This window comes from Amycolatopsis silviterrae (assembly GCF_042684085.1).
Taxonomy (GTDB): domain Bacteria; phylum Actinomycetota; class Actinomycetes; order Mycobacteriales; family Pseudonocardiaceae; genus Amycolatopsis; species Amycolatopsis silviterrae.
On the sequence record NZ_JBHUKS010000006.1, the window covers coordinates 425,003 to 450,063 of the forward strand.

At 70.1% G+C, this 25,061-nt stretch carries 27 protein-coding genes; 13 read left to right on the forward strand and 14 right to left on the reverse strand.

Translation table 11 applies throughout. The annotated features are described in order from the left end of the window. On the reverse strand, positions 1-1,491 hold the full coding sequence (locus tag ACFSVL_RS10870; RefSeq protein ID WP_378303042.1) for a carboxylesterase/lipase family protein: 1,491 nt from the start codon (positions 1,489-1,491) through the stop codon (positions 1-3). Between the two features lie 77 nt (positions 1,492-1,568). On the opposite strand from ACFSVL_RS10870, the gene ACFSVL_RS10875 reads away from it, so the two are divergent. Beyond that, positions 1,569-2,168, forward strand: a complete 600-nt coding sequence (locus tag ACFSVL_RS10875; RefSeq protein WP_378303043.1) for a TetR/AcrR family transcriptional regulator — start codon at positions 1,569-1,571, stop codon at positions 2,166-2,168. A 39-nt stretch (positions 2,169-2,207) separates the two neighbouring features. Here ACFSVL_RS10875 and ACFSVL_RS10880 read toward each other — a convergent pair whose 3' ends face one another. Beyond that, positions 2,208-3,122: an AraC family transcriptional regulator gene (locus ACFSVL_RS10880; RefSeq protein WP_378303045.1), complete on the reverse strand. Its 915-nt coding sequence runs from the start codon at positions 3,120-3,122 to the stop codon at positions 2,208-2,210. 73 nt (positions 3,123-3,195) lie between these two features. On the opposite strand from ACFSVL_RS10880, the gene ACFSVL_RS10885 reads away from it, so the two are divergent. Continuing rightward, the gene (locus tag ACFSVL_RS10885; RefSeq protein ID WP_378303047.1) at positions 3,196-4,260 is read left to right on the forward strand and encodes an aldo/keto reductase; all 1,065 of its coding nucleotides are present in this window, start codon (positions 3,196-3,198) and stop codon (positions 4,258-4,260) included. A gap of 69 nt (positions 4,261-4,329) precedes the next feature. Here the strand turns inward: ACFSVL_RS10885 and ACFSVL_RS10890 are convergent, their stop codons facing one another. Both ACFSVL_RS10890 and ACFSVL_RS10895 read right to left on the reverse strand, forming a co-directional pair. Continuing rightward, positions 4,330-5,265 carry an NADP-dependent oxidoreductase gene (locus ACFSVL_RS10890; protein WP_378303049.1) on the reverse strand — a complete coding sequence of 312 codons (936 nt, stop codon included), beginning with the start codon at positions 5,263-5,265 and terminating at the stop codon, positions 4,330-4,332. Between the two features lie 108 nt (positions 5,266-5,373). Further along, positions 5,374-5,826 (reverse strand): VOC family protein, encoded by a 453-nt coding sequence (locus ACFSVL_RS10895; protein WP_378303051.1) that lies wholly within the window; start codon positions 5,824-5,826, stop codon positions 5,374-5,376. Between the two features lie 114 nt (positions 5,827-5,940). On the opposite strand from ACFSVL_RS10895, the gene ACFSVL_RS10900 reads away from it, so the two are divergent. After that, the gene (locus ACFSVL_RS10900; RefSeq protein WP_378303053.1) at positions 5,941-6,930 is read left to right on the forward strand and encodes a helix-turn-helix transcriptional regulator; all 990 of its coding nucleotides are present in this window, start codon (positions 5,941-5,943) and stop codon (positions 6,928-6,930) included. A gap of 63 nt (positions 6,931-6,993) precedes the next feature. On the opposite strand, the gene ACFSVL_RS10905 is transcribed toward ACFSVL_RS10900, so the two are convergent. From ACFSVL_RS10905 to ACFSVL_RS10920, 4 genes are read right to left on the reverse strand one after another with little or no spacing between them, the layout of a single operon-like run. Next, a complete protein-coding gene (locus ACFSVL_RS10905; RefSeq protein ID WP_378303055.1) occupies positions 6,994-8,376 on the reverse strand; it encodes an MFS transporter in 1,383 nt (460 codons plus the stop codon). Positions 8,377-8,418: 42 nt separating this feature from the next. Then, on the reverse strand, positions 8,419-9,081 hold the full coding sequence (locus ACFSVL_RS10910) for a hypothetical protein (protein ID WP_378303057.1): 663 nt from the start codon (positions 9,079-9,081) through the stop codon (positions 8,419-8,421). Positions 9,082-9,110: 29 nt separating this feature from the next. Further along, positions 9,111-10,181, reverse strand: a complete 1,071-nt coding sequence (locus ACFSVL_RS10915; protein ID WP_378303059.1) for an aldo/keto reductase — start codon at positions 10,179-10,181, stop codon at positions 9,111-9,113. Positions 10,182-10,211: 30 nt separating this feature from the next. After that, positions 10,212-11,087 (reverse strand): MBL fold metallo-hydrolase, encoded by an 876-nt coding sequence (locus tag ACFSVL_RS10920; protein WP_378303060.1) that lies wholly within the window; start codon positions 11,085-11,087, stop codon positions 10,212-10,214. Between the two features lie 235 nt (positions 11,088-11,322). On the opposite strand from ACFSVL_RS10920, the gene ACFSVL_RS10925 reads away from it, so the two are divergent. Next, entirely contained in the window at positions 11,323-12,171 is an 849-nt protein-coding gene (locus tag ACFSVL_RS10925) for an IclR family transcriptional regulator domain-containing protein (protein WP_378303062.1), read from the forward strand. Between the two features lie 21 nt (positions 12,172-12,192). On the opposite strand, the gene ACFSVL_RS10930 is transcribed toward ACFSVL_RS10925, so the two are convergent. Both ACFSVL_RS10930 and ACFSVL_RS10935 read right to left on the reverse strand, forming a co-directional pair. Beyond that, complete coding sequence (locus tag ACFSVL_RS10930) at positions 12,193-12,771, reverse strand: dTMP kinase (protein ID WP_378303064.1); 579 nt, start codon at positions 12,769-12,771, stop codon at positions 12,193-12,195. A 13-nt stretch (positions 12,772-12,784) separates the two neighbouring features. After that, positions 12,785-13,081 (reverse strand): hypothetical protein, encoded by a 297-nt coding sequence (locus ACFSVL_RS10935; RefSeq protein WP_378303066.1) that lies wholly within the window; start codon positions 13,079-13,081, stop codon positions 12,785-12,787. A gap of 204 nt (positions 13,082-13,285) precedes the next feature. Here ACFSVL_RS10935 and ACFSVL_RS10940 point away from each other — a divergent pair, with 204 nt between their 5' ends. Next, the gene (locus tag ACFSVL_RS10940; RefSeq protein WP_378303068.1) at positions 13,286-14,041 is read left to right on the forward strand and encodes a class I SAM-dependent methyltransferase; all 756 of its coding nucleotides are present in this window, start codon (positions 13,286-13,288) and stop codon (positions 14,039-14,041) included. A gap of 51 nt (positions 14,042-14,092) precedes the next feature. Here ACFSVL_RS10940 and ACFSVL_RS10945 read toward each other — a convergent pair whose 3' ends face one another. The 3 genes from ACFSVL_RS10945 to ACFSVL_RS10955 all read right to left on the reverse strand — a co-directional run bounded on the left by ACFSVL_RS10945 (position 14,093) and on the right by ACFSVL_RS10955 (position 15,607). Continuing rightward, a complete protein-coding gene (locus tag ACFSVL_RS10945) occupies positions 14,093-14,560 on the reverse strand; it encodes a hypothetical protein (protein WP_378303070.1) in 468 nt (155 codons plus the stop codon). Positions 14,561-14,569: 9 nt separating this feature from the next. Then, entirely contained in the window at positions 14,570-14,719 is a 150-nt protein-coding gene (locus ACFSVL_RS10950) for a hypothetical protein (RefSeq protein ID WP_378303071.1), read from the reverse strand. A 153-nt stretch (positions 14,720-14,872) separates the two neighbouring features. Further along, positions 14,873-15,607 carry an ArsR/SmtB family transcription factor gene (locus ACFSVL_RS10955; protein ID WP_378303073.1) on the reverse strand — a complete coding sequence of 245 codons (735 nt, stop codon included), beginning with the start codon at positions 15,605-15,607 and terminating at the stop codon, positions 14,873-14,875. 60 nt (positions 15,608-15,667) lie between these two features. Between ACFSVL_RS10955 and ACFSVL_RS10960 the strand changes: the two genes are divergently transcribed. Continuing rightward, positions 15,668-17,059, forward strand: a complete 1,392-nt coding sequence (locus tag ACFSVL_RS10960; RefSeq protein ID WP_378303075.1) for an MFS transporter — start codon at positions 15,668-15,670, stop codon at positions 17,057-17,059. Between the two features lie 83 nt (positions 17,060-17,142). On the opposite strand, the gene ACFSVL_RS10965 is transcribed toward ACFSVL_RS10960, so the two are convergent. Then, complete coding sequence (locus ACFSVL_RS10965) at positions 17,143-17,799, reverse strand: LuxR C-terminal-related transcriptional regulator (RefSeq protein ID WP_378303077.1); 657 nt, start codon at positions 17,797-17,799, stop codon at positions 17,143-17,145. A 305-nt stretch (positions 17,800-18,104) separates the two neighbouring features. Between ACFSVL_RS10965 and ACFSVL_RS10970 the strand changes: the two genes are divergently transcribed. The 7 genes from ACFSVL_RS10970 to ACFSVL_RS11000 are packed head-to-tail and all read left to right on the forward strand — an operon-like array spanning position 18,105 to position 25,054. After that, complete coding sequence (locus ACFSVL_RS10970) at positions 18,105-18,860, forward strand: class I SAM-dependent methyltransferase (RefSeq protein WP_378303079.1); 756 nt, start codon at positions 18,105-18,107, stop codon at positions 18,858-18,860. A gap of 28 nt (positions 18,861-18,888) precedes the next feature. Next, positions 18,889-19,602, forward strand: coding sequence for an alpha/beta fold hydrolase (locus ACFSVL_RS10975; protein ID WP_378303080.1), 714 nt, complete (start codon positions 18,889-18,891; stop codon positions 19,600-19,602). Beyond that, the gene (locus ACFSVL_RS10980; protein WP_378303082.1) at positions 19,602-20,792 is read left to right on the forward strand and encodes an acyl carrier protein; all 1,191 of its coding nucleotides are present in this window, start codon (positions 19,602-19,604) and stop codon (positions 20,790-20,792) included. Before ACFSVL_RS10975 ends, ACFSVL_RS10980 begins: the two co-directional genes overlap by 1 nt. Further along, on the forward strand, positions 20,789-22,309 hold the full coding sequence (locus tag ACFSVL_RS10985; RefSeq protein WP_378303084.1) for a class I adenylate-forming enzyme family protein: 1,521 nt from the start codon (positions 20,789-20,791) through the stop codon (positions 22,307-22,309). The genes ACFSVL_RS10980 and ACFSVL_RS10985 overlap by 4 nt, the downstream gene beginning before the upstream one ends. Further along, positions 22,299-23,579, forward strand: coding sequence for a type III PLP-dependent enzyme (locus ACFSVL_RS10990; RefSeq protein WP_378303086.1), 1,281 nt, complete (start codon positions 22,299-22,301; stop codon positions 23,577-23,579). Before ACFSVL_RS10985 ends, ACFSVL_RS10990 begins: the two co-directional genes overlap by 11 nt. 3 nt (positions 23,580-23,582) lie before the next feature. Continuing rightward, positions 23,583-23,843 (forward strand): phosphopantetheine-binding protein, encoded by a 261-nt coding sequence (locus tag ACFSVL_RS10995; RefSeq protein WP_378303088.1) that lies wholly within the window; start codon positions 23,583-23,585, stop codon positions 23,841-23,843. Continuing rightward, the gene (locus ACFSVL_RS11000) at positions 23,840-25,054 is read left to right on the forward strand and encodes an acyl-CoA dehydrogenase family protein (protein WP_378303090.1); all 1,215 of its coding nucleotides are present in this window, start codon (positions 23,840-23,842) and stop codon (positions 25,052-25,054) included. The genes ACFSVL_RS10995 and ACFSVL_RS11000 overlap by 4 nt, the downstream gene beginning before the upstream one ends. The last annotated feature ends 7 nt before the right edge of the window (positions 25,055-25,061 follow it).

The window sequence follows — 25,061 nt, forward strand, 5'->3', positions numbered from 1 at the left end:
TTACGGGAGGTCGAAGGGATCGGGGAAGTGGTCTTCCCAGATCTGGCGGGATGCTTGTTCGGGGTAGGGCAGAGTTTTCGACTCGGTGTCCAGGACGCGGGTGAGGCGTTCGCCGGGCCGGTGGGCGGGCCAGCCCGCGTCGCCGGTGGTGACGAAGCGGACCCATGCCTGCTGGAGTTCGCGGGAGAGCGTGACAGCCTCGGGAGTGGGCTCCTCGCCGATGAGCTGGGCGCCGACGGGGCTGTCCAGCGTGCCGAAGGCCAGGGGCACGTCGAGGCTGTGGCAGGCGCCCAGGATGCCGCCGAGGGCCGGGGCGGCCCAGCACAGTTCGAACAGGTACGAGGTGCCGCCGGCTGCGGCGTTCGCCTCGGCCAGCTTTTGTGACGGCATGCGGAAGAGGGCGTCGGAGTACAGCGTCTCCACCAGCTCCTCCGGGCCTGCCTGCGGGAACGCGGCACGGTAGGCCCGCGCGCCGTCCGGCCGCGGGGCGAGCAGTTCCAGGGCTGCGTGGGCGTCTTCGTCGGTGAAGGTGCCGTGCCGTCCGCTCACGACGCTGAAGTACCGGAATTCGTCCCGGGTGTGGCCGACGAGCAGTTCGGTCCCGCTCGCTCGCGCGCCGGTCAGCGCGGGCCAGGGCGTTTCCGGGAGGACCTCGCCGTCGACGACGGGGCACAGCGCGGTGCCGGTCTCGGTGAGGCGTCCCCAGCTCTCCCGGTGCGCGTGGAGGCCGGCGTTGAAGGAGGTGAGTTCGGCGGCCAGGCGCCATGGGTCGATGTCGCGCAGGGCCTCGGCGGTGGGGGCCGCCGCGCCGAGCCGGTCCGCGAACGCGGCGGTGACCTGCCGTGCCAGCGCGGGGGTGCTGTGCAGCCCCGGCACCGAATGGGCGATGGCGCGCCGGAACAGGCCGCGCGCGGACTTCATCGTCAGCAGGGCGGCGACCGAGCCCGCCCCGGCGGACACCCCGCCCACGGTGACCCGGCCGGGATCGCCTCCGAAGGCGGCGATGTTGCGCTGCACCCACTCCAGCGCCGCGATCTGGTCGAGGAACCCGCGGTTGGGCGGTGCGTCGTCGAGGAACGCGAACCCCTCCGCGCCCACGCGGCAGTTGATGGTCACCACGACGACTCCCGCCTCGGCCAGCGCTGCCGGGTCGTACATCGGGTCGCTCGACGCCGCCGAGAGGTAGCCGCCCACGGGAATCCACACCAGCACCGGCAGCCCCGCCGCGCCAGGATCGGGAGTGCCGACGTTGAGCGTCAGCCAGTCGGCGCCCTGCGGGGGCACGTCGATCGGCAGGGACAGCGGCGCCACGGGGCCGAACTCGACCGCCTGCCTCGTCCCTTCCCAGCGGTGCGGCGGCGCGGGCGCGGCGAAGCGGAGCGCTCCGACCGGGGGCCGGGCGTAGGGGATGCCGCGGAACACCGCGTGTCCCTCCCGCCGGAGCCCCTGCACCACGCCTTCCGCGGTCCGTACCGTTGGCTGCTCGGACATGACGATTCCTTCCCCTCGAGTGGCCCCAGGATTATGGGTCAGGTGTATTATGTCAACCGTATTGGAAAGGGAGGGCGATGCCGAAACAGGTGGATCACCGCGGACGCCGCGAAGCGATCGCCCGCGCACTGTGGCGGGTGGTGGAGCAGCGCGGCGTCACACAGCTGACGATGCGCGTGGTGGCGCAGGAAGCGGGCATGTCACTCGGGCAACTGCAGCACTACTTCGCCTCCCGGACCGCCATGCTCTCCTTCGCGATGGACTTCGCGTCCGAGCAGACCTCGGTGCGCGTACAGGAGGGGCTCGAAAAACTCGGTGCCCGTCCGCACCCCCGCGACGTGCTGCGGGTGACGCTCGCGGAAATGCTCCCCCTGCACGCCGACGCCCGCGCGACCAGCCGGATGAGCGCCGCCTACGTCCTGGAGGCGCTGCACGACGAGACCGTGCACGAGCGGGCGCGCCGCGGCCTCGTCCGAGGGCGGGCACGCGTGGAGCAGCTGGTCCGCCAGGCGATCGCCGACGGGCACATCGACTCCGGCCGCGACCCGGCGACCGAGACCGACCTGCTCCTCGCCCTCACCGGCTTCACCTCCCTGATCGAACTCGGCGTGATCGGGCCCCAGGACGCGCTCGCCGCGATCGACGTGCATCTGGACCGGCTGTTCCGGAGTACGTGACCGGCCCGCAGTGGAACAGTCCCTGAGCGACAAGGGGTTCTAGCGTTCCGAGGTGCGACGCCGGTGTTGCAGGGGTGTCGTGCCGTAGGTGCGTTTGAAGGTGGTGATGAAGGCGCTTTCCGAGGTGTAGCCGAGCTGTGCGGACAATTCGCCTACGGTCGCGTCGTCGTGGGTGAGTTCGTAGGCGGCGATCCGCATGCGCCATTCGGTCAGGTAGGCGAGTGGCGGGATCCCGGCGACGGCGCGGAATCGCGCGGCGAAACCGGTGCGGGACATCGTGGCGAGGCGGGCGAGTTCGTCGAGCCGCCACGCGTGGGCGGGGTTCTCGTGCAAGGCCCGCGCGGCCGGGGCCAGCCGCGGATCGGCCAGGACGCGCAGCCGGCCCGCGGGCAGGGCGTCCGGCCGAGCCAGGTACGCGCGCAGGACCTGGACGAGGAGCAGCTGCGCGAGCTGGTCCCGGGTGAAGCTGTGCCCGGGCCGGGCGCTGCCGATTTCCGCGTCCAGTTCCGGCAGCAGCCAGGTGAAGGCCGAAGCCTGCGGGTGTGTCGCCGAAATGTGCAGCAGCGGCGGCAAAGCCTGCGTCAGCAATGCCTCGCCGCCCGGTTCGACCGTCACTTCGCCGCCCACTCCGGCGAATTCGTCCGCCGTCCCGATGCGATGGTCGGGCACTGTCATCGTTTCGGCGTCGACCGGCAGCACGCCGGCGTGGGTGCGCAGGACGAAGGGTTCGGTCCCGTTCACCGCGATCGCCTCGCCGGCGCGCAGTTCGCCGGACTGCCCGCCGCGGACGAAGGCGCACCGCCCGCGCCGCACGGCGATGATCTTGAGCCGCCCGCGGGCCGGGAAGCGCAGCGCCCACCGGCCGCCCGCCGACAGCGTGCCGGTGAGGTGACAGCGAGCCCCGGCGAGGGCGAGCACCTGGGACAGCGGGTCGGGGTGCCGGTCGGCGAGCATGACTGTACTTTCGCGCTAAAAATCGGGACTCAACGCGGTTCACCGTACGCTTTCCCCGGCGCACGCTGGAGTCATGGACCTCGCTTCGTACCGCACCCTCGGCCGGACCGGCCTGCGGGTCAGCCCGTTGATCCTCGGCACGCTGACCTTCGACGATCCCGGCTGGGGCTGCGATCAGGACACCGCGCTGCACCTGCTTCGCCGCTACGTCGACGCCGGGGGGAACACGCTCGACACCGCCAACGGATACGCGGGAGGCCGGGCGGAACAGACCATCGCGAAGTTCCTCCGGGCCAGCCCGTCGGCGCGGGACGGGCTGGTGCTCGCCACGAAGTTCGCCGGGAACCTGCACCCCGGCGACCCCAACGGCGGCGGCGCCGGCCGCAAGGCGATCCTGCGGCAGCTCGACGCGTCGCTCGCCCGGCTCGGCACCGATCACGTGGACCTGTACTGGCAGCACTATTTCGACCGGCACACCCCGATCGAAGAGACGATCGGCACCCTGCAGGACCTCGTCACCGCGGGCAAAATCCGCTACTACGGCCTGTCCGACACCCCCGCGTGGGCCGTCGCCCGCGCGGCGAGCCTCGCCGAGTCCCGCGGCTGGTCCCCGGTCGCGGCGATCCAGGCGGAGTACTCGCTGCTGCAGCGGACCGTCGAAGGCGAGTTGTTCGGAGCGGCGCGGGCCCTGGGCATCGGCGTAACGCCGTGGGGCCCGCTCGCCGGCGGGGTGCTGTCCGGGAAATACACCCGGACCGGCGCCGCCGAGTCAGGCCGCGCGGACTGGGCGAGCACCCGTGCGCGGCTGACGGAGAACACCTTCGCCTTGCTCGACGCGCTGCACGAAATCGCCGCCGCACAACGTGTTCCGGTGTCCGCCGTCGCTCTCGCCTGGGTCAGCCACCGCCCCGAAGTGACCGCTACGATCATCGGCTGCCGCACGCCCGGGCAGCTGGAGGACAACCTGGCGTCCCTTGCCGTGACACTCTCCGCCGACCAGCTCGCCACGCTGAACGCCTTGACCGCCCCGTCGTTGCCCTTCCCCTTTCCCTTTCTGGACACCAGTGCGGCCGACCTCGCCCAAGGCGGCGCGACGATCAACGGGATCCCTTCCCGGAACTGGCATCCGGCCCGCTGACCGGCTGTCGGTGCCGGGCCGTTTCCTCCAGCAGGAACGACCTGTTGTGTCCGTGGACTCGGTGGTGTTCTAGGGAGTGAGCACGATCTTCCCGCGGGCGTGGCCGGTCTCGCTCAGCTGATGGGCAGCGGCCGCGTTCTCAAGGGGGAAGACGCCCGCGACCGGCACGGTGAAGCGGCCCTGCTGGGCGAGGTCGGCGGCCACGGCGAGTCCCTCGACTGCCTGTCGGTCCGCGTCGGGGCCGGTCAGGCGCGTGAGGTGGACTCCGTATTCCGCGGCGTTCATGTCAGCGAGGGTCACCACTCGGCCCGGGTTTCCGGCTAGCCGTACCAGATCGGGCAGGGAGCCGGACCCGGCGCAGTCGAGGACGGCGTCGACCCGGCCTGCGGCGAGGGCGGTGACCCGTTCGCCCAGCCCCGCTCCGTAGGCGGTGGGGGTCGCGCCCAGCTCAACGAGGAACTCGTGGTTGCGCGCACTGGCGGTCCCGATCACGGTCGCACCGCGGGCCACCGCGAGCTGGACGGCAACCGTGCCGACTCCACCGGCTGCGCCTTCGATCAGCAGGGACGTACCGCTGCCGACTTCGAGCCGGTCGAGGGCCCGCGTGGCGGTCTCGACGTTGGCGGCCGCGCCGCCAGCCTGCTCCCAGCTCAGCGCGTCCGGCTTCCGAGCCCAGGCGGACAGCACGGCGTACTCGGCGTTCGCGCCGCCGACCAGGCCGGGCGTCAGGTCGATCATGCCGAACACCGCGTCGCCCGGCCGGACGCCGGTGACTCCCGAGCCGACCTCGTCGACCACGCCCGCGGCGTCCACGCCGAGCGCGTAGGGAAGGTCCAGCGGGAACAGGTGGCGGAACAGGCCGGCGCGGAGCCGGCAGTCGGAGGGGGTAAGTCCCGATGCCCGCACGGCCACCCGGATCTGGCCTGCCGCCGCGTGCGGGTCCGGGATGTCGGTCACCTCGAGAACATCCGGAGGGCCGTACTGGGCGAAGGTCAAGGCGCGCATAACAGTGGATACCTCTTGGCTCGAAGGGTAATTCGGTCCGGCCTTGCCTGGCGGGTTTCTCCTGAGGGCGGAGGTGTGCGGCCAGGACCGGCCGCACACCTCGTAAGGTCAGGCCGCGACGTCGACGATCCAGGTGACCCCGAAGCGGTCGGCGAGCATCCCGAAGGCGGGTGCCCACTGCGCGGGACCGAACGCCTCGATCACGGTCGCGCCCTTGGCGAGGCCTTCCCACACGGGGGTGACCTCGTCGATGCTTTCGCCGCGGACGGAGAGGAAGAACGGCTCCTTGGTGATCGTGGTCCCGTTCTCGCGACGCGTGGTGGGCGCGCCAGGGGCGGCCGGCGTGTGCTCGCCGGGCACGTCGTAGGCCATGACCCGGAAGCCGTTGTCGGCGACGACCTGGCCGAACACGACGTTCGTGGCGCCGGGCAGTTCGGCGGGCATTCCGAAGTCGGCGTAGGTGGCGACGGTGAGCTGCCCGCCGAACACCGACTGGTAGAACTCCAGGGCTTCGCGGGCCTGGCCGTGGAAGTTCAGGTGCGCGACAGCGTTGAGCGACATGGTGTTCCGGTCCTTCACGAGTGGTTTCCGCTGCCGGGGGCTTCCGGCGGCGAGACCGACGATGCCAGCAGTACCGGTCAGAGAACGTCCGCTACTTGTGGCATGGTGAAAACCATGCCGAGTGCCTCTTCGACGACGACCTCCAGCCGGCTGCTGTCGTTGCTGTCGCTGCTGCAGGCCCGCCGGGACTGGCCGGGCGGCGTGCTCGCCGAGCGGCTGGGCGTCAGCGAGCGGACGGTGCGCCGCGACGTCGACCGGCTGCGGGAGCTGGGTTACCCGGTGCAAGCGGTCAAGGGCCCCGACGGCGGTTACCGGCTCGAAGCGGGCAGCCAGATGCCGCCGCTGCTGTTCGACGAGGAGCAGGCGGTCGCGCTGGCCGTGTCGCTGCGGATCGCGGTCGGGACGGGCGCGGGCATCGAGGAGGCGGCCGCGCGGGCACTGGCCACGGTGCGGCAGGTGCTGCCGTCGCGGTTGCGGCAGCGGGTCGACGCCCTCGAGATCAGCGCGGTCGGGCACGGGGTCGATCCGCAGGTCGACACCGGGATCCTGCTTACGCTGAGCGCCGCTGTCCGCGCGGGGGAGGAACTGCGGTTCGACTACCGCTCGCCGGGACGGCGGGAGGACGCCGAGCCGCGCCCGCCCCGCCGGGTGCAGCCGCACCACCTCGTGGTGCGGGCCGGGCGCTGGTACGTCGTCGGCTGGGACCCCGACCGCGACGACTGGCGGATCTACCGTGCCGACCGGATGACACCGCGGGTCCCCAACGGCCCGCGGTTCACGCCCCGGGAAGTGCCGGGCGGCGACGTGGCAGCCTTCCTTTCGGCCCGGTTCAAGGGTTCCGAGAGCGCGGACGCCTGGCCCTGCCGTGGCGAAGTAATCCTTGATCTGCCGGTTGCGGAGGTGGCGCCGTTCGCCGGCGACGGGATCGTCGAGGAACTCGGTGCCGCCCGGACCAGGTTGACGACGGGGTCCTGGTCCTGGGCCGCCCTCGCGGCGGCGTTGGCCCGCTTCGACACGGAGATCGAGGTGGTCGCCTCGCCGGAGCTGCGCGCGGCGTTCGCGGAGCTGTCCCGCCGCGCTGGCCGAGCTGCGGGGACCGGGTAGGGCGACCGGCCGCCTCTCGTGCTGGCCGACGCGTTCGGACGATCATGTGGGTCGTCGGCGTCTCTACTCAGGCGACGCCGCGGATCGCGTTCGTGCATCGCTGCCCGCCGATGGCGCCTCCGCCGCATCAGCAAGCAGGGTCGCGCGGCCGAGACGGTCCACCGGCACGTTGTAAGTCTCCGGTCCCGTCCAGACCGCAATCGCCGCGATGGCGATGCACACTCCGGTGAACCCCGCGACCGGGAGCCACCCGTACGGACCCGGACGCTGGAGGAGCGCTCCGATGACCGGGGCGAATCCGACGAGGACGAGGCCGATCTGCTGTCCGATAGCCATCCCGGAATAGCGCACCGGGGTGGCGAACAGTTCCGCGAAGTAGACCGGATAGACGGCGCTCCAGAACGAATACAGCACCGACATGAAAAGGAATGCGCCCAGCGAGATCAAGACGATGCTGCCGGTCGAGATGAACCAGAAGAACAAGAAGAGCGACAGGAGACTGCCGACGGCGCCGATCAGGAGGGTGGGTTTCCGGCCGATCCGGTCGGACAGCGACGCGGCGAGCGGCAGAACAGCGAGCGACAGCCCGAGCGTGACGGCGTTGACGACCAGCATCGACGATTTGCCCACGCCGGCCGTCTCGCTGGCGTAGGACAGGCTGAAAAAGCTGAAGATCGTTTGCGAGGAGGCCATCAGGGTCATCAGGACCACCCGCAACACCGCCGTCGGCTGTGTGCGCAGGACTTCGACGCCCGGAACGCGCGCGACGGTGTCGTTCTCCTGCTGTTTCTCGAACTCCGGCGGCTCGTCGAGGCGGGTGCGGACCCAGTAAGCGATCGCGAAGACCACGACCGACGACAGGAACGGGATCCGCCAGCCCCAGGCGAGCATTTGAGCGTCGGGGAGTGCGGCGACCGGGATGAACACGAGGGTCGCGAGGAGCAAACCCGCGGAGCAGCCTGTCGAGGCCCAGCTGGTGAAGAAGGACCGATGCCGGGCCGGCGCGTGCTCCAGGGTCAGGGTCGTCGCACCGGCCAGTTCGGCGCCGGCGGAGAAACCCTGGGCCAGCCGGGCCGTTACCAGCAAGATCGGGGCCAGAATCCCTACCGAGCCATACGTCGGCAGGAGTCCCACGGCGAACGACGAGGTGCCCATGATCGCGAGGGTGATCATCAGCACCCGCCGCCGTCCGATCCGATCGCCGAAGTGCGACATCACGATTCCGCCGACGGGCCGCGCGACGTAGGCGACTCCGAAGGTGGCGAAGGACAGAGCGAGACCGACGGCAGCGTTGCCAGACGGGAAGAACAGCCGGTCGAAGATGAGCGCTGCCGCGACGGCGTACAGGTAGAAGTCGTAGTACTCCAGCGTACTCCCGAGAAACGCCGCGATCGCGGCTCGTCTGGCGGACGTTTTCGTGCGCGTTTCGCTTGCGGTGTGGGGCATCGTTGCTCCCTTGGTCCGACGGAATTTCTCGGGTGGCCGTTCTCAGCCTCTGTCGATCCACTCAATGAGCGCGTACGTCAGCCGCCAGTGGGTGTTCCGGTTCTGCCAGGACGGCGGGCCTTCCGTGACCGGAGGTACGGGCAGGTTTGTCACGGTGGTGTGGTCCAGCTCGTAGATCGCCGCGTACCGGGGCGCAGCGGGTGCGGATGAGGGGAACGTCTGGCACAGCTCGTAACGTGTGACAAAGTGGGACTGGAGGGCGCCGCGTGCCTCGCGAAGATGTGTCTTGTCGTAGAACGCGTTGAACGCCGTCAGCTCTTCGTCCCGGGCGCCCGCCGCGGGGTCCATTCCGATGAGCCGTACGCCCCGGCTGGTTCCGGTGTCGTCTCCGTAGGAAGCGAGCGAGCGCCAGAGGAAGCGCCAGCGAACGGCGAAATCTCGCCGGCGCAACGGCATCGGGGTGAACGGCATGACGAATCCGGGGTCCGAGTTGACGGTTCGGTAATGGGCGGCCGCGTCCTCGTCCATTGTGTACCGCGCCAGCCACATCGGACCGCGGTCGCCGCGCTCGTCTTGTTCGGTCAGCCGGTACCGCGCACACGAGATCATGCCCGGGTAATAGGCCATTACTTCGGGTACGTGGACGGTCGAATAGAAGCGATTGAACTCGCGCACCGCGGAGTCCTCGGCCCCTGGGGTGTCCATTCCGACCCAGTACTCGAAACGACCAGGCACTACAGGCTCTCGACCGTGAGGCGCTCCCGGGTCGGCGGCGCGGTCGGGTACCGCTCCAGGAGGTGCTGGATCGCGCGGTCTTCCTCGGGGAGCAGCGGCGTGTCGATAGCGTTCACCGCGGGAGCGAAGCCGTCGACGACGCGGGGGCCGATGTTGAGTGCCGTCACCGCGGGCTGGGCCAGCGTCCATGCGTAGGCCAGGGAGCTGGGAGTGCGGTCGAAAGCCCCGGCGATCGAGACGAACTCTTCGATCAGGTCGAAATTCTCGTCGGTCCAATACATGTCGGCGTAGCGGCGGCGGAAGCCCATCGCGTCCCGCAGCGAGTCGTCGTTGCGCTTGTGGGCGCCCGCAAGCAGTTCTCCCGCCAGCGCGTTGAAAGCGAGCACGCTGACCCCGGCCGCCTCGGCGGCTGCCAGCTGCTCGCGCCGCGCGTCGCGCTCGAAGATGTTGTAGTGGATCTGCTGTGACTGATAGGAAACGAGATTGTTGACCTCGCTGGCCCACAGTGCCCGGTACAGCTGCCAGGCCGCGGTTTGCGAGCAGCCGACGTAGAGGACCTTGCCCTGGCGGACGAGGTCGTCCATGGCGTGCAGGGTCTCCTCGACCGGAGTCGACGGATCGAAGAAATGCGCGACGTAGACGTCGATGTAGTCGGTTCCCAGCCGCTTCAGCGACGCCTCGACTGCGGAGATGAGGTGCTTGCGGGTGAGACCGCGCGAGGTCGGCCCGATCCCGCGTTTCATGTAGTAGGCGTGGTCGACCTCGACCCGGCGAGGCGTCGCGTTCCAGTCCTGCATCGTGGTGGGCGCGTCCGCCGTCCCGACCCGCATGCCTGCCTTGATGAGCAGGTTCACCTCGTCGCGGCGCGGCCGGATCGCCTGTCCGAGCAGTTCTTCCGCCCGCCCGTTGTGGTAGGCGTCGGCCGAGTAGAACGTGTTGATCCCGGCGTCCCACGCCGCGTCGACGAGACGCCGCGTCGAGGCCTCGTCCTCGAACTCGCCGATGAACGTGCCGCCGAAGAATGCTTGCGACACAAGGAGTCCCGTGTGGCCGAGCGTGCGGTACTGCATTGCTTGCTCCTTATCTCGGTGCGGGTGGTACTACGGACGGGCCGGGTGGTAGACGTGTCCGCCGGACTCCGTCGTCGCGACGGTCCCCAGGGTGAGGATCGGCATGTGCACCGCCGTGACGACGGCGCCGAGCCGGGCTGCGCGATCGAACAGTTCGCGCCGCGTGGTGAACGACGATTCCGGTGCCACGTCGTAGCTCTGCAGCCACTGTGGATGCGTGAAGTGCGCGGTGTGGTGCACGACGTCGCCAAGCAGCATGGCGTGCGCGCCGGCAGAGCTCAGCAGCATCGCCGTGTGGCCGGGAGTGTGGCCCGGTGACGGGATCAGGCGGATCCCGGGGGAGAGTTCGAACTCGTCGGCGTAGGTGCGCAGAACGCTCGCTGACTCGAGCGCCTCAAGGTAGCGCTGGATCAGCGCGGGCTGGATGTTTTCCGCTGCTGCCCCGGACTGCCAGTACTCCAGTTCCCGGTGGTGCAGCCAGACTTCGGCGGACTCGAAGGTCAGGCTTCCGTCCGGTTTGAGCAGGTGCCCGCAGTGGTCGACGTGCAGATGGCTGATGACCACCCGGTCGACTTCGCCGGGAGCCACGCCGGCCTCTTCGAGCCGGTGCAGCAGGTTCCCGCCTTCGCGGATGCCGGGGGACATCGACCGGGCCCGCGGGCCCAGCCCGCAGTCGAACATCGTTGTGGCGTCCGGTGTCTGGACCAAGAATCCGCCGAAGGTCACCGGAAACGGCGTGTCGGGGGAGTCGACTCCGACGACGGGCATCCAGCAGGCGGGATCGACGCCGTGGAACCAGCTCGCTCGCGGCTCCACGACGACGCCGTCGCTGAGGTGCGTGACGAGCGTGCGGCCAACTCGGAAGGACCCGCTCAGGCGCAGATCCTGAAGTGCGGTCTCGGACATGGTGACTCCGATGCTCGTCGAGGTCGGACCGGTCGAAACGGGGCGCAGCGGAAACAGCCGGAACGGTTGCCCGGCTTGAGAATGCTCAGTCGCGGCGTGTGCGGAGGGTGACTGGCCACCGCGGGTGGCAGGCGTGGTGAAGACTATGCGCGCGGCAAGAAAGTGTCAACCAGCGAACTTCTGTTCGTATAGCGATACAAAATGACGCCGTTGGCCTCCGGTAGGATCCGCTGCCGTGACGGCTACGAGGAGCACGGGCGACGGTCCGGGTCCCAGTGATCAGTACGTGCAATCGCTGGTACGCGGGCTGAGCGTGATCCGGGCGTTCGACGAGGACCGCCCGGAGATGACGCTGAGCGAGATCGCCGCGGCGACGTCGCTGACGCGGGCGACCGCGCGTCGCTTCCTCTCGACCCTCGTCGAGGTCGGCTACATGAAGCAGGACGGTCGCTGGTACTCGCTCACGCCGCGTGTTCTCGAGCTGGGCTTCAGCTACCTCTCGTCGCTGAGCCTGCCCGAAGTCGCACAGCCTTATCTCGAGCGGCTGTCCCAGGAAATCGACGAATCGAGTTCGGTTTCCGTGCTCGACGGGGCCGACATCGTGTACGTCGCGCGCGCCACGATTCGTCGTCGCATCATGAGCGTGACCATCAACATCGGCACCCGCCTTCCCGCGCACTGGACGGCGATGGGACGCGTCCTGCTGGCGGCGCAAGCCCCCGAGGACCTCAGCGACTACGTCGGGACAATTCCGTCCGACGCCCCGACCGAGCGGGCGATCACCGACCCGGAGGCGCTCCGCGTCGAGCTGGACCTGGTGCGGGAGCAGGGTTTCTCGCTCATCGACCAAGAAGTCCAGGAGGGATTGCGATCGATCGCGGTGCCGATTTTCGGCCGCCGCCAGCATTCGGTGAGCCGCAACTCGGACACTCCGCCTCAGACCGTGATCGCGGCGGTCAACGTGTCCACCTCGGCGAGTTCGTTGTCCAGGGCGGACATCGTGGACCGCTTCCTCGGCCCGCTCCGGCGTACGTCGGCAGCGATAGCGGACGATCTGGAGGAAACGCGCCGCGGGCGGGGGTGAGAGTGCGCCCCGGGGATTGATTTACCCCGCCGTCCGCTGGGCCAGTGCGGTGTCCATGCCCGCGATGACCCGTTCGATCACCTCGGTCGCGGGTGCGTGCGCGTCGATGACCGTCCAGTGGTCCCGCTCGGCCCACGAGTCCAGCACCTGCTGGATTTTCCGTTGGTGCTTAAGGAAGTTCAGCCGGTCGCAGCCGGGATCCATCCCGCATTCGCAGGGCACGACGTCGCGGCCGGCTTTGCGCTCCCACGCGACCGCCGGATCGGCGCGCAGGTACAGCACGGCGGCCGACCGGGGCAGCCCGGCGGTCACCGACTCGACCCAGCCGCGCTCCAGGCCGTAGACGATCTCGCAGGCCGCGTGCTTCATCCAGCAGCCGTCGAGCAGCGTGATCTGGCCAGGGCGGTCGGCCGTCGGCTTGGCCTGCACGGCCATGCCGATCGACCACATCAGGAACAGGAACCGGTACGCCGGGTTGGCCACGATGGCCCAGCGGTCCACCCGGTCGACCGGACGGCCTGCCGCGACGAGCCGCTGCGCGGCCGCCTTGGTCACCGTGGACTTGCCGGCGCCGTCCGCGCCGACCATGGACACCAGCATGGCTCTCCGTCTGTCAGGCCCAGGCGGGCAGTTCAGGCAGTCCAGGGCCGCTTCGGCCCGACCAACCAGGCGAGCACTGCGTGATCCGGCAGCCCGGGCGGCACACTGACGCCCGGAGCCCGGGTTTCTTCGCCAGCTCGTGCGGCAGGTAGTACGGGACGAACCCGGCGGGCCAGTCCGGGCTGGCGTAGCCGAGGTCGAGGTCGACCCGGTGGATCTCGATCTCGCGCCAGCGGGACACGAGGATCATGGTCGCGGGCACGTCGCCGGCTATCTCGTCCGTCCAGCAGGAGGCCGGCAGCGCGCGCACCGGCCGGAGGGCTGTCGAATTCGGGCAGCTCCAGGCTTTCGTCTCCGCTGAGCGTCACCCTCTGAGTCGTGCCGCAAATGTACTGGAGTTCGGGCCGGGGACAAGGAAAGAGTGCTGCCCCTGCAAAACCATTGGTGAATCGACCTGCTCCGCTGATGTACTGAGGTGCGACCGTGAGTCTGCCGCGTGACGGAGGTAGCAGTTGTGACGGGTTATGGCGCGCTTGCCGAGGTGTACGAGTGGCTCATCTCCGATGCGAAGCTGGCTCCGGCCGAGTCCGCCGCGTCGTTCGATGACGTCCTCGGTCTCCTGCCGTCCGACGCTCACGTCCTCGATTGTTCGTGCGGGACCGGACAGCTGGCGGTTGGCCTCGCCGGTCGTGGCATCCAGGTTGTCGCGACTGACGCCAGCGACGCGATGGTCCGCCGGACCGCGGAGCTGTCTGAGGAGTTCGGGGCATCCGTCCGGACCGTGCGGGCGAGCTGGGAAGAGCTGCCCGAGCATTTCGAGGACGGCACGTTCGACATGGTGTTCTGCGTGGGCAACTCGCTGCACCATGCCGAGGGCGCGCGAGGCAGGGGTGCTGCTCTGGAGTCGATGTCCCGGCTTCTGCGCCGTGGCGGGCGCTTGGTGCTCACCTCCCGCACGTGGGAACTCGTGAGGTCCAGAGGTTCCCGGCTGGACATCAGCGACCGGCTCGTCCGCCGGAACGGCCGCGACGCCGTCGTGGTCTACCGCTGGGAGATCGCGCCGCGGTGGGAGGAGGAGCACCACATCGAGATCGCGATCGCCCAGGTCGATGCGACTGGATCGGTTGCTGTCCATTCGGAACTGCTGTCCTGCTGGCCCTACCGGCACGAGGAACTCGAAGCCGAACTGCACCGGGCCGGGCTTCGGACGGAAGCGAGCACGTTCGATGGCGCGGCCGAGAACTACCTGGTGGTGGCGAGCAAGGCATAGAGGTTCATTCGCGTCCGTCCAAAATGGACATTGTCGCGCCACGCCCGCATTTCATGGAAGCTCGGACCGCGGGATGGGCAAAGTGGTGACGACATGCCGGATAAGGCGGAGCCGGTCGGCTTGCTCGATGACCGTGTCGAGCTGGAGCGGACGGTGGTGGTCGGGGATGGCGAAGTGCCAAGCGGCGGTCTGGTTGGGCAGGAGGATGGCGAGGTTCGTCTGGCCGCTTGCGATCAGCTGAGGACTGCAGGTGCGAAACGGCGCTCGCACACTTCGGCCGCCTGTCGGTCTATAGCGCTGGGGGCGTGCGCGGATCGATAGGCCGACGAGCACGGGATGGTCGTCGGGATTGTGCAGCTCGGCGACAATTTCCTGGTAACTCCCGTGGCAGCGACGATCGGTGACGGTGAGGGTGGTGTCGTGCGGGCAGTCGCCGTTTCGGCTGCCGACCTCGGCCAGCAACAGCATCGCCGCGATCAAGACCGCGAGGGTGGCCAGGCAGACCAGCACCGCACTCATCGCGCCGTCCTATTCGCTGGTTGCCCCGGCACCGGTCGCCTCCCACGCCACCAGGTTGCGCATTCCGTCGGCGTCGCCGAGCCGGCGAACCGAGCGCGGCAGCCGTTGCGTCGCCCGGTGCACCTCGGACAGCATGTCGGCACCGGCTGAGTGGAGCACGCGGCCGATGATAACCCGGAATCATTTCCAGCTCAGTGGAAGTGTGCGAGCAGGCTTTCGTACTGGTCGCGGCGAAAACTTGCTCACGCCGGCAGGGGACATCGCGGCCAAGTTCACCCTGCGCGCCAAGGATCTGCGGGTGCCCGGCGAAACTCAGCCGCCGATCCGCTCCGGCACCTCGATGCCGAGCGCGCCCCGCAGTGCCGTGCTGCCGCTGGCGGTCAGCCGGACCGTGCGCTCGCGCGATTTCCTGGCCAGCCAACCGCGTTCGAGCATGGCCGCCAGCAGCTGGGTGCCCAGCGCGCCGGCCAGGTGCGGCTTGCGCACGCTCCAGTCCAGGCACGGACGCAGCGGCACATTCGGCGGATCGCCGTGGAGGAAGTCGGGCGCCACCCCGAGTTCGGTGAACACCGACCGGGCAGAAGGCCCGCTGGTCCACACGGCGTCGCCGAGTTCGGCCGCGGGCGTCGGCAGCGGGGTGACGGCCTGCCGCGCGATGAGCCCGTCGACGATGAGGACGGCGAGCCGTCCGGCGAGATGGTCGTAGCAGATCCGCGCGAAGTGCAGCGCCCGGTCGCGGTTGCTCTGCCGCAGCGACCGGCTCTGCTGCGCCGGGGCGATCCTGGCCAGCGCCTCCAGTGCCGCCACGACGTCCCGTCCGGCGACCCGGTAATAACGCCAGCGGCCGACTTGATCGACCACGACCAGCCCGCCGTCCAGCAGTTTCCGCAGGTGCGAACTGGTCGCCTGTGCGGAAAGGCCCGCTTCGGCCGCCAGTGCGGACGCGGGCAGCGTGTCGTTCGCCGACAGCGCGAGCAGGACGCGCGCACGAGCCGGATCGCCGATCAGCGCGGCGATCGCGGCGATGTTGGGCTGGTCGGTGGGCACACCCCAGGGTAACCGATACTTCCACCGGGCTGGAAATGATTCCGGGGCACAATCAGCGGGATGAAGGATTCCGCCAGCACAGACCGGGAAGCAGCCGGATCAGGCGAGGTCCCGGACCGGTCGGGCTGGGGGCTGGCCGGCGTGTGTGTCGGGTTCGCACTGGTCATTCTCGACGCGAACGCGCTCAACGTCGCCGTTCCCACGCTGCGGGCCGAATTGGCGGCAAGCAGCAACGAGCTGCTCTGGACCGTGGACGCCTACACCCTGACCTTCGCGGCGTTGTTGTTGTCCACCGGCTTGCTCGGCGACCGGTGGGGTGCTCGCCGCGGTTTCCAGACCGGTCTGGTGGTCTTCACCCTCGGCTCCGTCGGCTGTGCGCTCGCGCCAGCCGTCCAATGGCTGATCGTCGCGCGCGTGGTCCAGGGTTTCGGTGCCGCACTGCTGGCGCCGACGTCGCTCGCACTCATCTACACGATGTATCCCGATGGCCGCAGGCGCGTCACCGCGCTGAGCGCCTGGGCCGCGGTCTCCGGCGTCGCGTTCGCGGCGGGACCGTTGGTCGGCGGCGGCCTGGTGCAACTGGTGGGCTGGCGGGCGATCTTCTGGCTCAACGTGCCGGTCGGCGTCGCCGCGATCGTGCTGGCGGCCAAGTACGTCACGCACGCGGCGTCCCGGCCGGTGCGGTTGAACTGGACGAGCCAGGTGCTCGCCGCGCTGGCCCTGACCGCCTTGACCGCGGGGCTGATCGAGGCCGGCCGGTCGGGCTGGACCGGCCCTCTGGTGCTCGGCCTGTTCGCCGTGGCGTTAGCCGGACTGGTGCTTTTCCTGCTGCGGGAACGCCGCCTGCGCGAACCGCTGGTCCCGGCAGCGGCCGCGACCTCGCCGCCGTTGCGCGCCGGGCTGCTCGCCGGAGCGGCGTTCAACTTCTCGATGTACGGCTCGTTGTTCGTCTACACGCTGTACTTGCAGGACCAGCGCGGCTACTCGGCCTTCCTGACCGGACTGGCGTTCCTGCCGCTGACCCTCGTGCACACTCCGGTGGCGAGCTGGCTGGCCCGGCCGTGGACCGCCTCGCGGGGGCCGCGGCAGCCGCTGCTGGCCGGCCTGCTGTGCACCGCGGCGGGCTCGATCGGGTTCACGTTCGCGGCCTGGCAGCCGTACTGGGTGCTCGCGGTCGCCCTCGGCGTGTTCGGGGTCGGTTCCGGCCTGGTGACGACGTCGATGACCACGCTGGTGCTGGCGAACGTGCCGAGCGACAGCGTCGGGGTGTCCTGCGGACTGCTCAACGCGGCCCGTCAGCTGGGCGGGGTGTTCGGCATCGCCCTGCTCGGCTCGCTGACCGCGAACCTGATGCCGGACCGCATCCCTCTCGCGGAAGTGCTGGCCGCGCTCGCGCTGATCGGCGCCGTGGCGGTCACTGCGACGGGCGTCCGGGCCGCGGCCCGGACCTGACCGGTCTCTCGGACAGCAGGTCGTCGTGGTTTCGCACCGGGATTGGCTCTTCGCTGAGTTCGTCCGGGAGGGCGACTGGCCGATTACGGCAGATTGGGGCGTTTGACGATTTTCTCTTCGATCGCCCGAGCCGCCGCGAGCGTGCGATTCGGGCAGTTGAGCTTGGCGAGAATGCTGGAGACCAGCCTTTTCACGCCGTGCGCGGAGATGAACAGGTTGCGGGCGATGAGTTTGTTGCTCATGCCGTCGGCGAGGAGGGCGAGGACGTCGAGTTCGCGCGGAGTCAGCGGCGGCGGCTCCCGTTCCCGCGCCGGGCGGGCCGGGCGTCCGGTGTCCAGGAGATGACGGACCATGACGTCGGAGGTGGGAGTCTTGCCCCGGTCGATCTGGACCAGGGCTTCCTGCAGCGTGTCCCGGGTGAGTTCGGCGAGGTCCAGGAAACCGACCGCGCCCGAACGCGCCGCCGTGGCGAGATCTTCGGGACGCGTCGAATCGAGGACAACCAGTGATCTCCGTGCCGGCCGGGGTCCGGCGGCGCCGGCCAGTTCGCTGACCAGCCTGATCGTGATGGTCCGGTCGATATCGGCGTCGTTTCCGGGGTCGTGCACGCGGGGAATCGACTGCAGCATGCGTTCCAGCCCGAATCGCACTACTTCATTGTCGATTGAGGTGTTCACCAGGAACGAATCGTCTCCGCCGGTACGCCACTTCGCCGATCCGATGGCGGGTGACTGGTCCATGTCGTCTGCCCCCCTAGGCATCATGCCCTGCATACCGGAACCCAGCATATTTAGAAAGTGGTGTTCCTAGATCCACCGTTTGGCGGAGTCGTCCGCCGCGGCATCGGACAGCGGGCGGCCCCGGATGTCCGGGGACCATGATCGTTCGCCCTGCCCAATTGGGCACGGCGGGCGGCTCTTACGTTCTGGCCCCGGACTTGAGAGGTTCGACTCATGATGGTGTGCGCGGCCGATACCGCGGTCCCCGGCGCGAACCGCGTGGCCCCGGGTCGTCGCGCCGGCCGCGCAGACCGGGGAGGGATCGAGTGAGCGAGGCGGAATTGTCGCGAACCGCGTCGTCGTGGCGCGTGTGGAAAACGATGAACGCGGATGTGTATGACACCGCGTTCTACCGGTTTCCCATTTTTCGCCAGGTCTACCAGGACGAACTCCGCTTTGTCCGTTCGCGGGACTGGACGGATTCCTGTTTGATCGAGGTGGGTTCCGGCCCCGGCGAATTCATGCTGTCGTTTCCGGATGTCTTCAAGATGATGGTGGGGGTCGACCGCTCGAAACGCTTGATCGACTACGCGGCCAGGCAGGCGGCCGGCGACCCGAGTGTGCACCTCATCTCCGGCGACGCGGCGCAGCTGCGCCAGTTGCTCGAGGAATGCGGGCCGGCGGAGGCGGAAAACCTGCCGAAGCTGGTCTCCTGCGTGATGAACACCCTGGGCATCCTGGAGCCCGATGTCCGGTCTTCGGTCATGGCGAACATGGCGGCGATCCTGCGGCCGGAGGATTCGTTCCTGATCGCCGTCTTCAACCGGGAGCACCTCGGCGCCGCGGTGGAGTCCTTCTACTCGGCGAATCCCGACCTGTGCGGGACGGTGGGCGACGGTGACTACGACCTCGCGGCCGGAGACCTTCGCGTCAAATCGACGGGATACTACTCCCACTGGTTCGACGAAGACGAACTGAGCAATGACCTCACCGCGGCCGGTTTCGGTGATTTCGGCATCGAGCGGCACGGAGTGGGGCTGTTCGCGTTCGGCGGGCGAATCCGCCCGTTGGTGAGCGCGTGAAGCATGCGGCGCGGGAAACCGCAGCGCGATGAACGCCGCACCGGCTGCCGGCACCGGCAGTTGCCTGATCCCGTTGAACGGGCGGGCGGGGGAGCTGACCAGCGTGCTGATCCACCCGGCGGGCGGCGGCCTCGGCGCTTGTCTCGGCCTCGCCGCCATGCTGTCCCGGCGCGGCACGGTGCACGGCCTGCGGGCGAGCGGGCTGCGCCCCGGCGAGGAACCGGACCGCACGGTCGAGGCACTGACGGCCCGGTACCTGCCGCTGATCGAGGCGCTTCCGGACCGGCCGGGCCTGCTTGCCGGCTGGTCGCTCGGCGGAATCCTGGCGTGGGAACTGGCCGTCCGGCTGGCGGCGACCGGCCCGCCACCGGCCGTGCTGCTCATCGACAGCGTGGCCGTACCCAGCCCGGGGCAACGGATCGCGCGGACCGACCTGCACGCCGCCGTGCTGTCCGAACTCGCCGGCGAACCTGATCCGGCCGTCCGGGAACGGGCGCTGCGGACCGCCGACGCGCACCTGAGCGCGGCCGCCGGCTACCTGGCCCGGTCCGTCCACTTAGGACCGGCGCTGCTCATCACGTGCGCGGGAGAAGAACGGGCCGGGCAGGTCGAACACTGGTCGCGGCATTGCCCGGGGCTGCGGGCCGGCGAGATACCCGGCGGACATTTCGACGTGTTCACCGGCGAGAACCTCGTACTGATCCGGCGTCACCTCGACGATTTCCTCTCCGGAAGGACCTGATGGACACCGATATCGCCAGTACCGGCGCCGGAGTCGGCCTGCCGCACGATTTTCCCGCCGAGCTGTACGACTGCGTCCAGGTGAACCTGGCGGTGCTCGCCGAGCGGTGGCACGGCCCCGGCGCCGGTCTCGCCCTCGGCGCGTGCCTGCGATTCCGGCCTGTCCCGGCAGGCGACGGCCTGCCGAGCGTCGAACCGGATCCGCTGCGGCAGCTCGCCGAGGCCCCGGCGGTCCTGGGGTTCACGGTGCGCGGGCCGGACCGGAGGCAGGCGGCGGACATCGAGCCAGGTCCGGGGCTCCTGGTCGTCGCCGACGCCTTCGGGCTGCCGTGGGTGCCCTATGCCGGCAAGCGGCATCTGGAGCACAGCTTCCTCGCCGAGCACGGCGACCCGGCGCGAATCGGCGGAATCGACGCCTACCACAACGAAACCCCGTGGGGCGCTGCCCGCCCGTGCCGGTGGACGCTGGACCGGTCCGAGTTCGCGGCGTTGCCCGGCCCGGTCGTGCTGGCCGAGTTCGCCCGCGCGGCGGCACCCCGTTCCCGGGCCTCGACCGACCTCGCGCCGGACAGCGTGATCGACGGCTACGTGCGGGCCTACGCGGAGCACCCGGACCGGGAACGGGCGCTGCAGCAGCTCACACTAGAGACCTGGCTGCTCACCAGAGCCCGCGCGCTGCACGCGGCGTTCCTGCGGCACACCAACGCATTCGACGGAGCGGCCGAGGACGCCGTCGCGCGGCATGTCCGCGACTGGGAATCGCTGACTGAACAGACCTACCTGGCGCACCGCAGGGTCGAACGCGGCCGTGCCGAGCCGACGGGCCCGCTGCCCCGCCTCGCGGAACTGCTGCGTCGTGACCATGAGGTATTCGAGCAGGGCACCGGTCCTGTCGAACCGGAAGGGCCCGGCCTGCCCGGCGAGGTGCGGCACGCGATCGCCTCGGTCGCCGCGGAGGTGCTTGGCATCGCTGAGGAAAGGCTGCTGGCGGGGGAGCCGCTCACCGGCACCCCCTCGTTCAACTCCTTCCGGATGGTCGAGATCGTCGAGCGGCTGGAGACCAGGCTCGGCGTCGAATTCGACCCGGACGCACTGGTTCCGGAGAACCTGCACGACGTGGACACGATCGCCAGGGTCCTGCTCCGTTCGTCGCCCCAGCTGGTGCGGGCCGTTCGAGGACCGGCTCGATGACCGCGCCGCCCGCCGGAAGCCTGCTCGCCGACTTGCTGTCCAGCGCGGCGGCCCGCTGGCCGGATCGGCCCGCCGTAACCGGGGAAGGCCAGACCTGGAACTATCGCGAACTGGCCTCGGCCGCGGGCTCGTTCGCCGCACGGCTGTCCGAACGCGGTCTCCGGCGTGGGTGCCGGCTGCTGATCCACCTGCCGGATTCGGTGCTGCTGCCCGCGCTGGTCTACGGCTCGGCCCGGCTCGGGGTCGCGTTCAGCGTGCTCAACGAACAGGTCCGGGGCACGCACCTGGAACACGTGCTGGACGACAGCGAACCCGCGCTGCTGATCAGCCACAGCGCGCAGGCCCGCGCCATGGCGGAAAGCCGGGGAATCACCGCGATCGACGGTGCGGCCGCCTACCGTGACGCGACCGGGTCCGCCTCGCCGGCCAACGGGATCCAGGCGTCGCCGCTGGCCGTCGACATCGCGTGCCTGATCTACACTTCCGGCACCACCGCGCTGCCCAAGGCCGTGGTCAGTACGCACGAGCAGGTCGTGGTCGCCGCGCGGCTGATCCAGTCGGTGCTCGGTTACCGGCACGACGATGTCGTCTACTGCCCGCTTCCGCTGTCCTTCGATTACGGGCTCTACCAACTGTTCCTGGCCACGCTGGCCGGTGCGCACGTATGGCTCGCCAAGGCAAACGAGATCGGGCCCCCGCTGCTGAACGGGCTGGCGCGTTCCGGCGGCACCGTGCTCGCCGCGGTGCCGTCCGTGGCGCAGGCGCTCGCGCGGCTGCTGCGCCGGTCCGGCGGCCGGGCCCTGCCGCTGCGCAAGCTGACCAGCACGGGCGCGGCCATGCCGGTCGAAACACTGGCGACACTGCGCGAGTTCCTGCCGGATCTGCGCGTGCAGCTCATGTTCGGCCTCACCGAGTGCAAGCGCGCGACAGTGATGCCCGAAGACGGCGATCTGCTCCGGCCGGGTTCGGCGGGCCGCGCCCTTCCCGGCACCGAGGTGTACGCCGCGGACCCGGGCGGGCGCCGGCTTCCGCCCGGCGAGATCGGGGAGATCGTGGTGCGCGGCCCGAACGTGATGGCCGGGTACTGGCGCCGCCCCGAGCTGACCGCACAGCGATTCCCCCGCGCCGAAGGGCTGCTTCCCGAACTGCGCACCGGCGACTACGGCTGGCTTGACGACGAGGGCTACCTCTACGTCAGCGGCCGCCGGGACGATCTCTACAAGGAGAACGGTTTCCGGGTCAGCTGCACCGAGGTCGAGGCCGCGGCCCGGCGGGTGGCCGGGGTCGATTCCGCCGCCGTGCTGGCCCCGGCGGGCACGGCGCCCGCCCGGCTGTTCGTCACCGGAAGCCTGGACGCGGCCGAGGTGCTGCGGGCGATGCGACAGGACCTGGAGGAGTTCAAGGTCCCGGGCGTCTGCTGGGTCCTGGACGCATTGCCGTTGACCGCCAACGGAAAGGTGGACCGTGCCCGGCTCGCGGCCGTTGCCGAGCAGGAGGAGACGACTCATGGCCGCTAGCACGTACGCCAGGCTGGGGCCGTCCGCCGCGCTGAAGGCCCTGCCCCGGCTGCCGACCCCGGCCTACGTCTACGACCTGGCTGAGGTCCGGCGCAACCATGCCCTGCTCCGCGCGGCCCTGCCCGAGGGCACCGGCCTTTACTACTCGCTCAAGGCCAACCCGCATCCCGGGATCGGCCGGGTGCTGGCCGAGGGCGGCGCAAGAGCGGAGGTGTGCTCCTCGGGCGAACTGGCCGCCGCGCTGGACGCGGGCTGGACCGGGGCCCAGATGCTGTACACCGGGCCGGGCAAACGCGACGCGGAGATCAGGACCGCGCTGCGGCACGGGGTCCGGCAGTTCTCGGTCGACTCGCCGCACGCCCTGGACCAGCTCGATCGGCTGGCCGCCGAGACGGGCGTCTCGGCGGCGGCGCTGTTGCGCGTCAACGACGATCACCCGGCGCCCGGCCAGGGCCTCGCGATGACCGGGGTGAGTTCGCAGTTCGGCGCCGACCTCGCCTGGGTGCTGGCCGAGCCGGAGCGGTTCGCCGGCCGGCCCCGGGTCGAGCTGGCCGGTCTGCATCTGTACATGGGCACCAACCTGACCGCGGTGGACGCCCTGCTCGGCCAGTTCGCCCATGCGCTTGCTTCGAGCCGGAAGGTCGCGGACGCACTGGCCGCGCACGGGGTCCGGCTCCGGATACTGGACCTCGGCGGCGGATTCGGCGCCCCGTTCGCGCGCGCGGGCGCGAACGCTGATCTCACCGCGTTGCGTGCTCCGTTGACCGCCCTGCTCGACGCGGACGCCCCCGGCTGGCGGGACGGCACACCGGAAGTCATGTTCGAGTCCGGGCGTTATCTGGTCGGCACCTCGGGCACCCTGCTGTGCACGGTGCTCGACGTCAAACGCTCGCAGGGCAAGGACGTCGTGGTGCTCGAGTCCGGGATCAACCACCTCGGCGGGAATTCCGGGCTGCGCCGGCTGCCGCCGCTGACCCCGCAGCTCCTGCACGACGGGGAGCCCGGCGAACCGATGCTGGACGCGCTGGTCGCCGGCCCGTTGTGCACGCCGCTGGACACCTGGAGCCGGAACGCGGCGCTGCCCGCGTTGCGGCCGGGCGACGTGGTCGGCGTCCCGAACGTCGGGGCGTACGGCTTGTCCGCGAGCCTGATCGGCTTCCTGGGGCATCCCCTGCCGGCCGAGGTCGTCATCGACGGCGACCGCCCCGCTGTCCCCGCAACCTGCACCCGGCTCGTCCTGAACAGGACGACTGTCTCCCTTCAGGAGTGACCGATGGATCCCCGCTTCACCGAACTGCTGGCCCCGTTTCTCCGGTTCCGGGGCGATCGCGTCCTCGAACGAGCCTCCGTACTGCGCGAACTCGGCCTCAACTCGATGCAGTCGATCGAGCTCCTGTTCGCCATCGAGGACGAGTTCGGCGTCACCCTGCCGGACGAGCAGATGAACGAGAAAACCTTTGCCACCGCGGGAAGTCTGTGGGACGTCGTGCACGCGGAACTGCGGAAGGCGCAGCTGCCGGAGGGCTCGGCGTGAGCGCCGCGGACGTCGGCGTCACGGCCGCCGGCGAGGGTCTCGAAGTGCCCGTGGCCGACCTGGCCGACCTGGATGCCCGGGTCGCCCGGGTCGCCGAGGTCGCGGGGGAGCACCGCGAACGGACCGACCGCGACGCGACCTTCCCCCAGGAAGCACTCGCTGAACTGCGCCGGGGCGGGCTGCTCGGCTTGCTCGTCCCGCGCGAGTACGGCGGTCTCAACGGGACGGTCGCGGACATGGTCGAGGCCAGCGTCGAACTCGGCCGGACCGACTTGTCCGTGGCGATGATCTTCGCCATGCACTGCCAGCAGGTCGCCGCCATCGCCTGGCACGGCGGGGATCGGCTGCGCGAGCTGGTTCTGCCCCAGGTCGCCGGGGGCCGCTGCTATCTGGCCTCAGTCACCACCGAGGCAGGCAACGGCGGAGACCTGCTCACCGCGCAGGCGGCGCTCGACGTCGCCGGGGACGACCTCGTCATCGACCGTTTCGCCCCGATCGTCACCGGGGGAGAGGCGGCGGACGGCTTCCTGGTCAAGATGCTCGGGGCGGCCGCCGCGTCCCCGAACGAGGTTTCGCTGGTCTACGCCGATCGCGCCCAACTGGAGATCGAGCGGTCCGGCGAGTGGCAGCCGCTCGGGATGCGCGCCAGCCACAGCGTCGCCCTGCGCCTGCGCGGGCGGGTCCCGGCGTACCAGGTCGTCGGGCAGCCCGGCGGGTTCGCGCAGATCACCTCGTCGGTCTTCGCGCCGATGGCGCACCTGGGCTGGTCGGCGGCCTGGCTGGGCACCGCGGCCGGCGCGCTGTCCCGGGTGCTGCGGATGTTGCGCTCGCCGAAGGAACGCGGCCGGATCGACTTCGGCTCGGAACTGCTGCTGACCCGGCTGTCCCGCGCCCGGCAGCGGCTGGACACGGTGCACGCGCTGCTGTCCGCCGCGACGACCTCCGTCACCGCTCACGCCGACCTCAGCACCCCGCGAATCCAGTTGCAGCTGAACGCTTTGAAGATCACCGCCGCCGACGAGTGCTACCGCGCGGTCGACGAACTCATCGACGCGGTCGGCATGCGGCACGGCTACCTCCGCGGTTCGCGGACCCGGCTCGAACAGGCCCTGCGGGACCTGCGCTCCGCGTCGCTGAACTACAGCAACGACCGGCTGCACCTCGCCGACGGCAGGCTCGCGCTGCTCGACCCGGAGGTCCGCTTTGCCTGACGAGGCC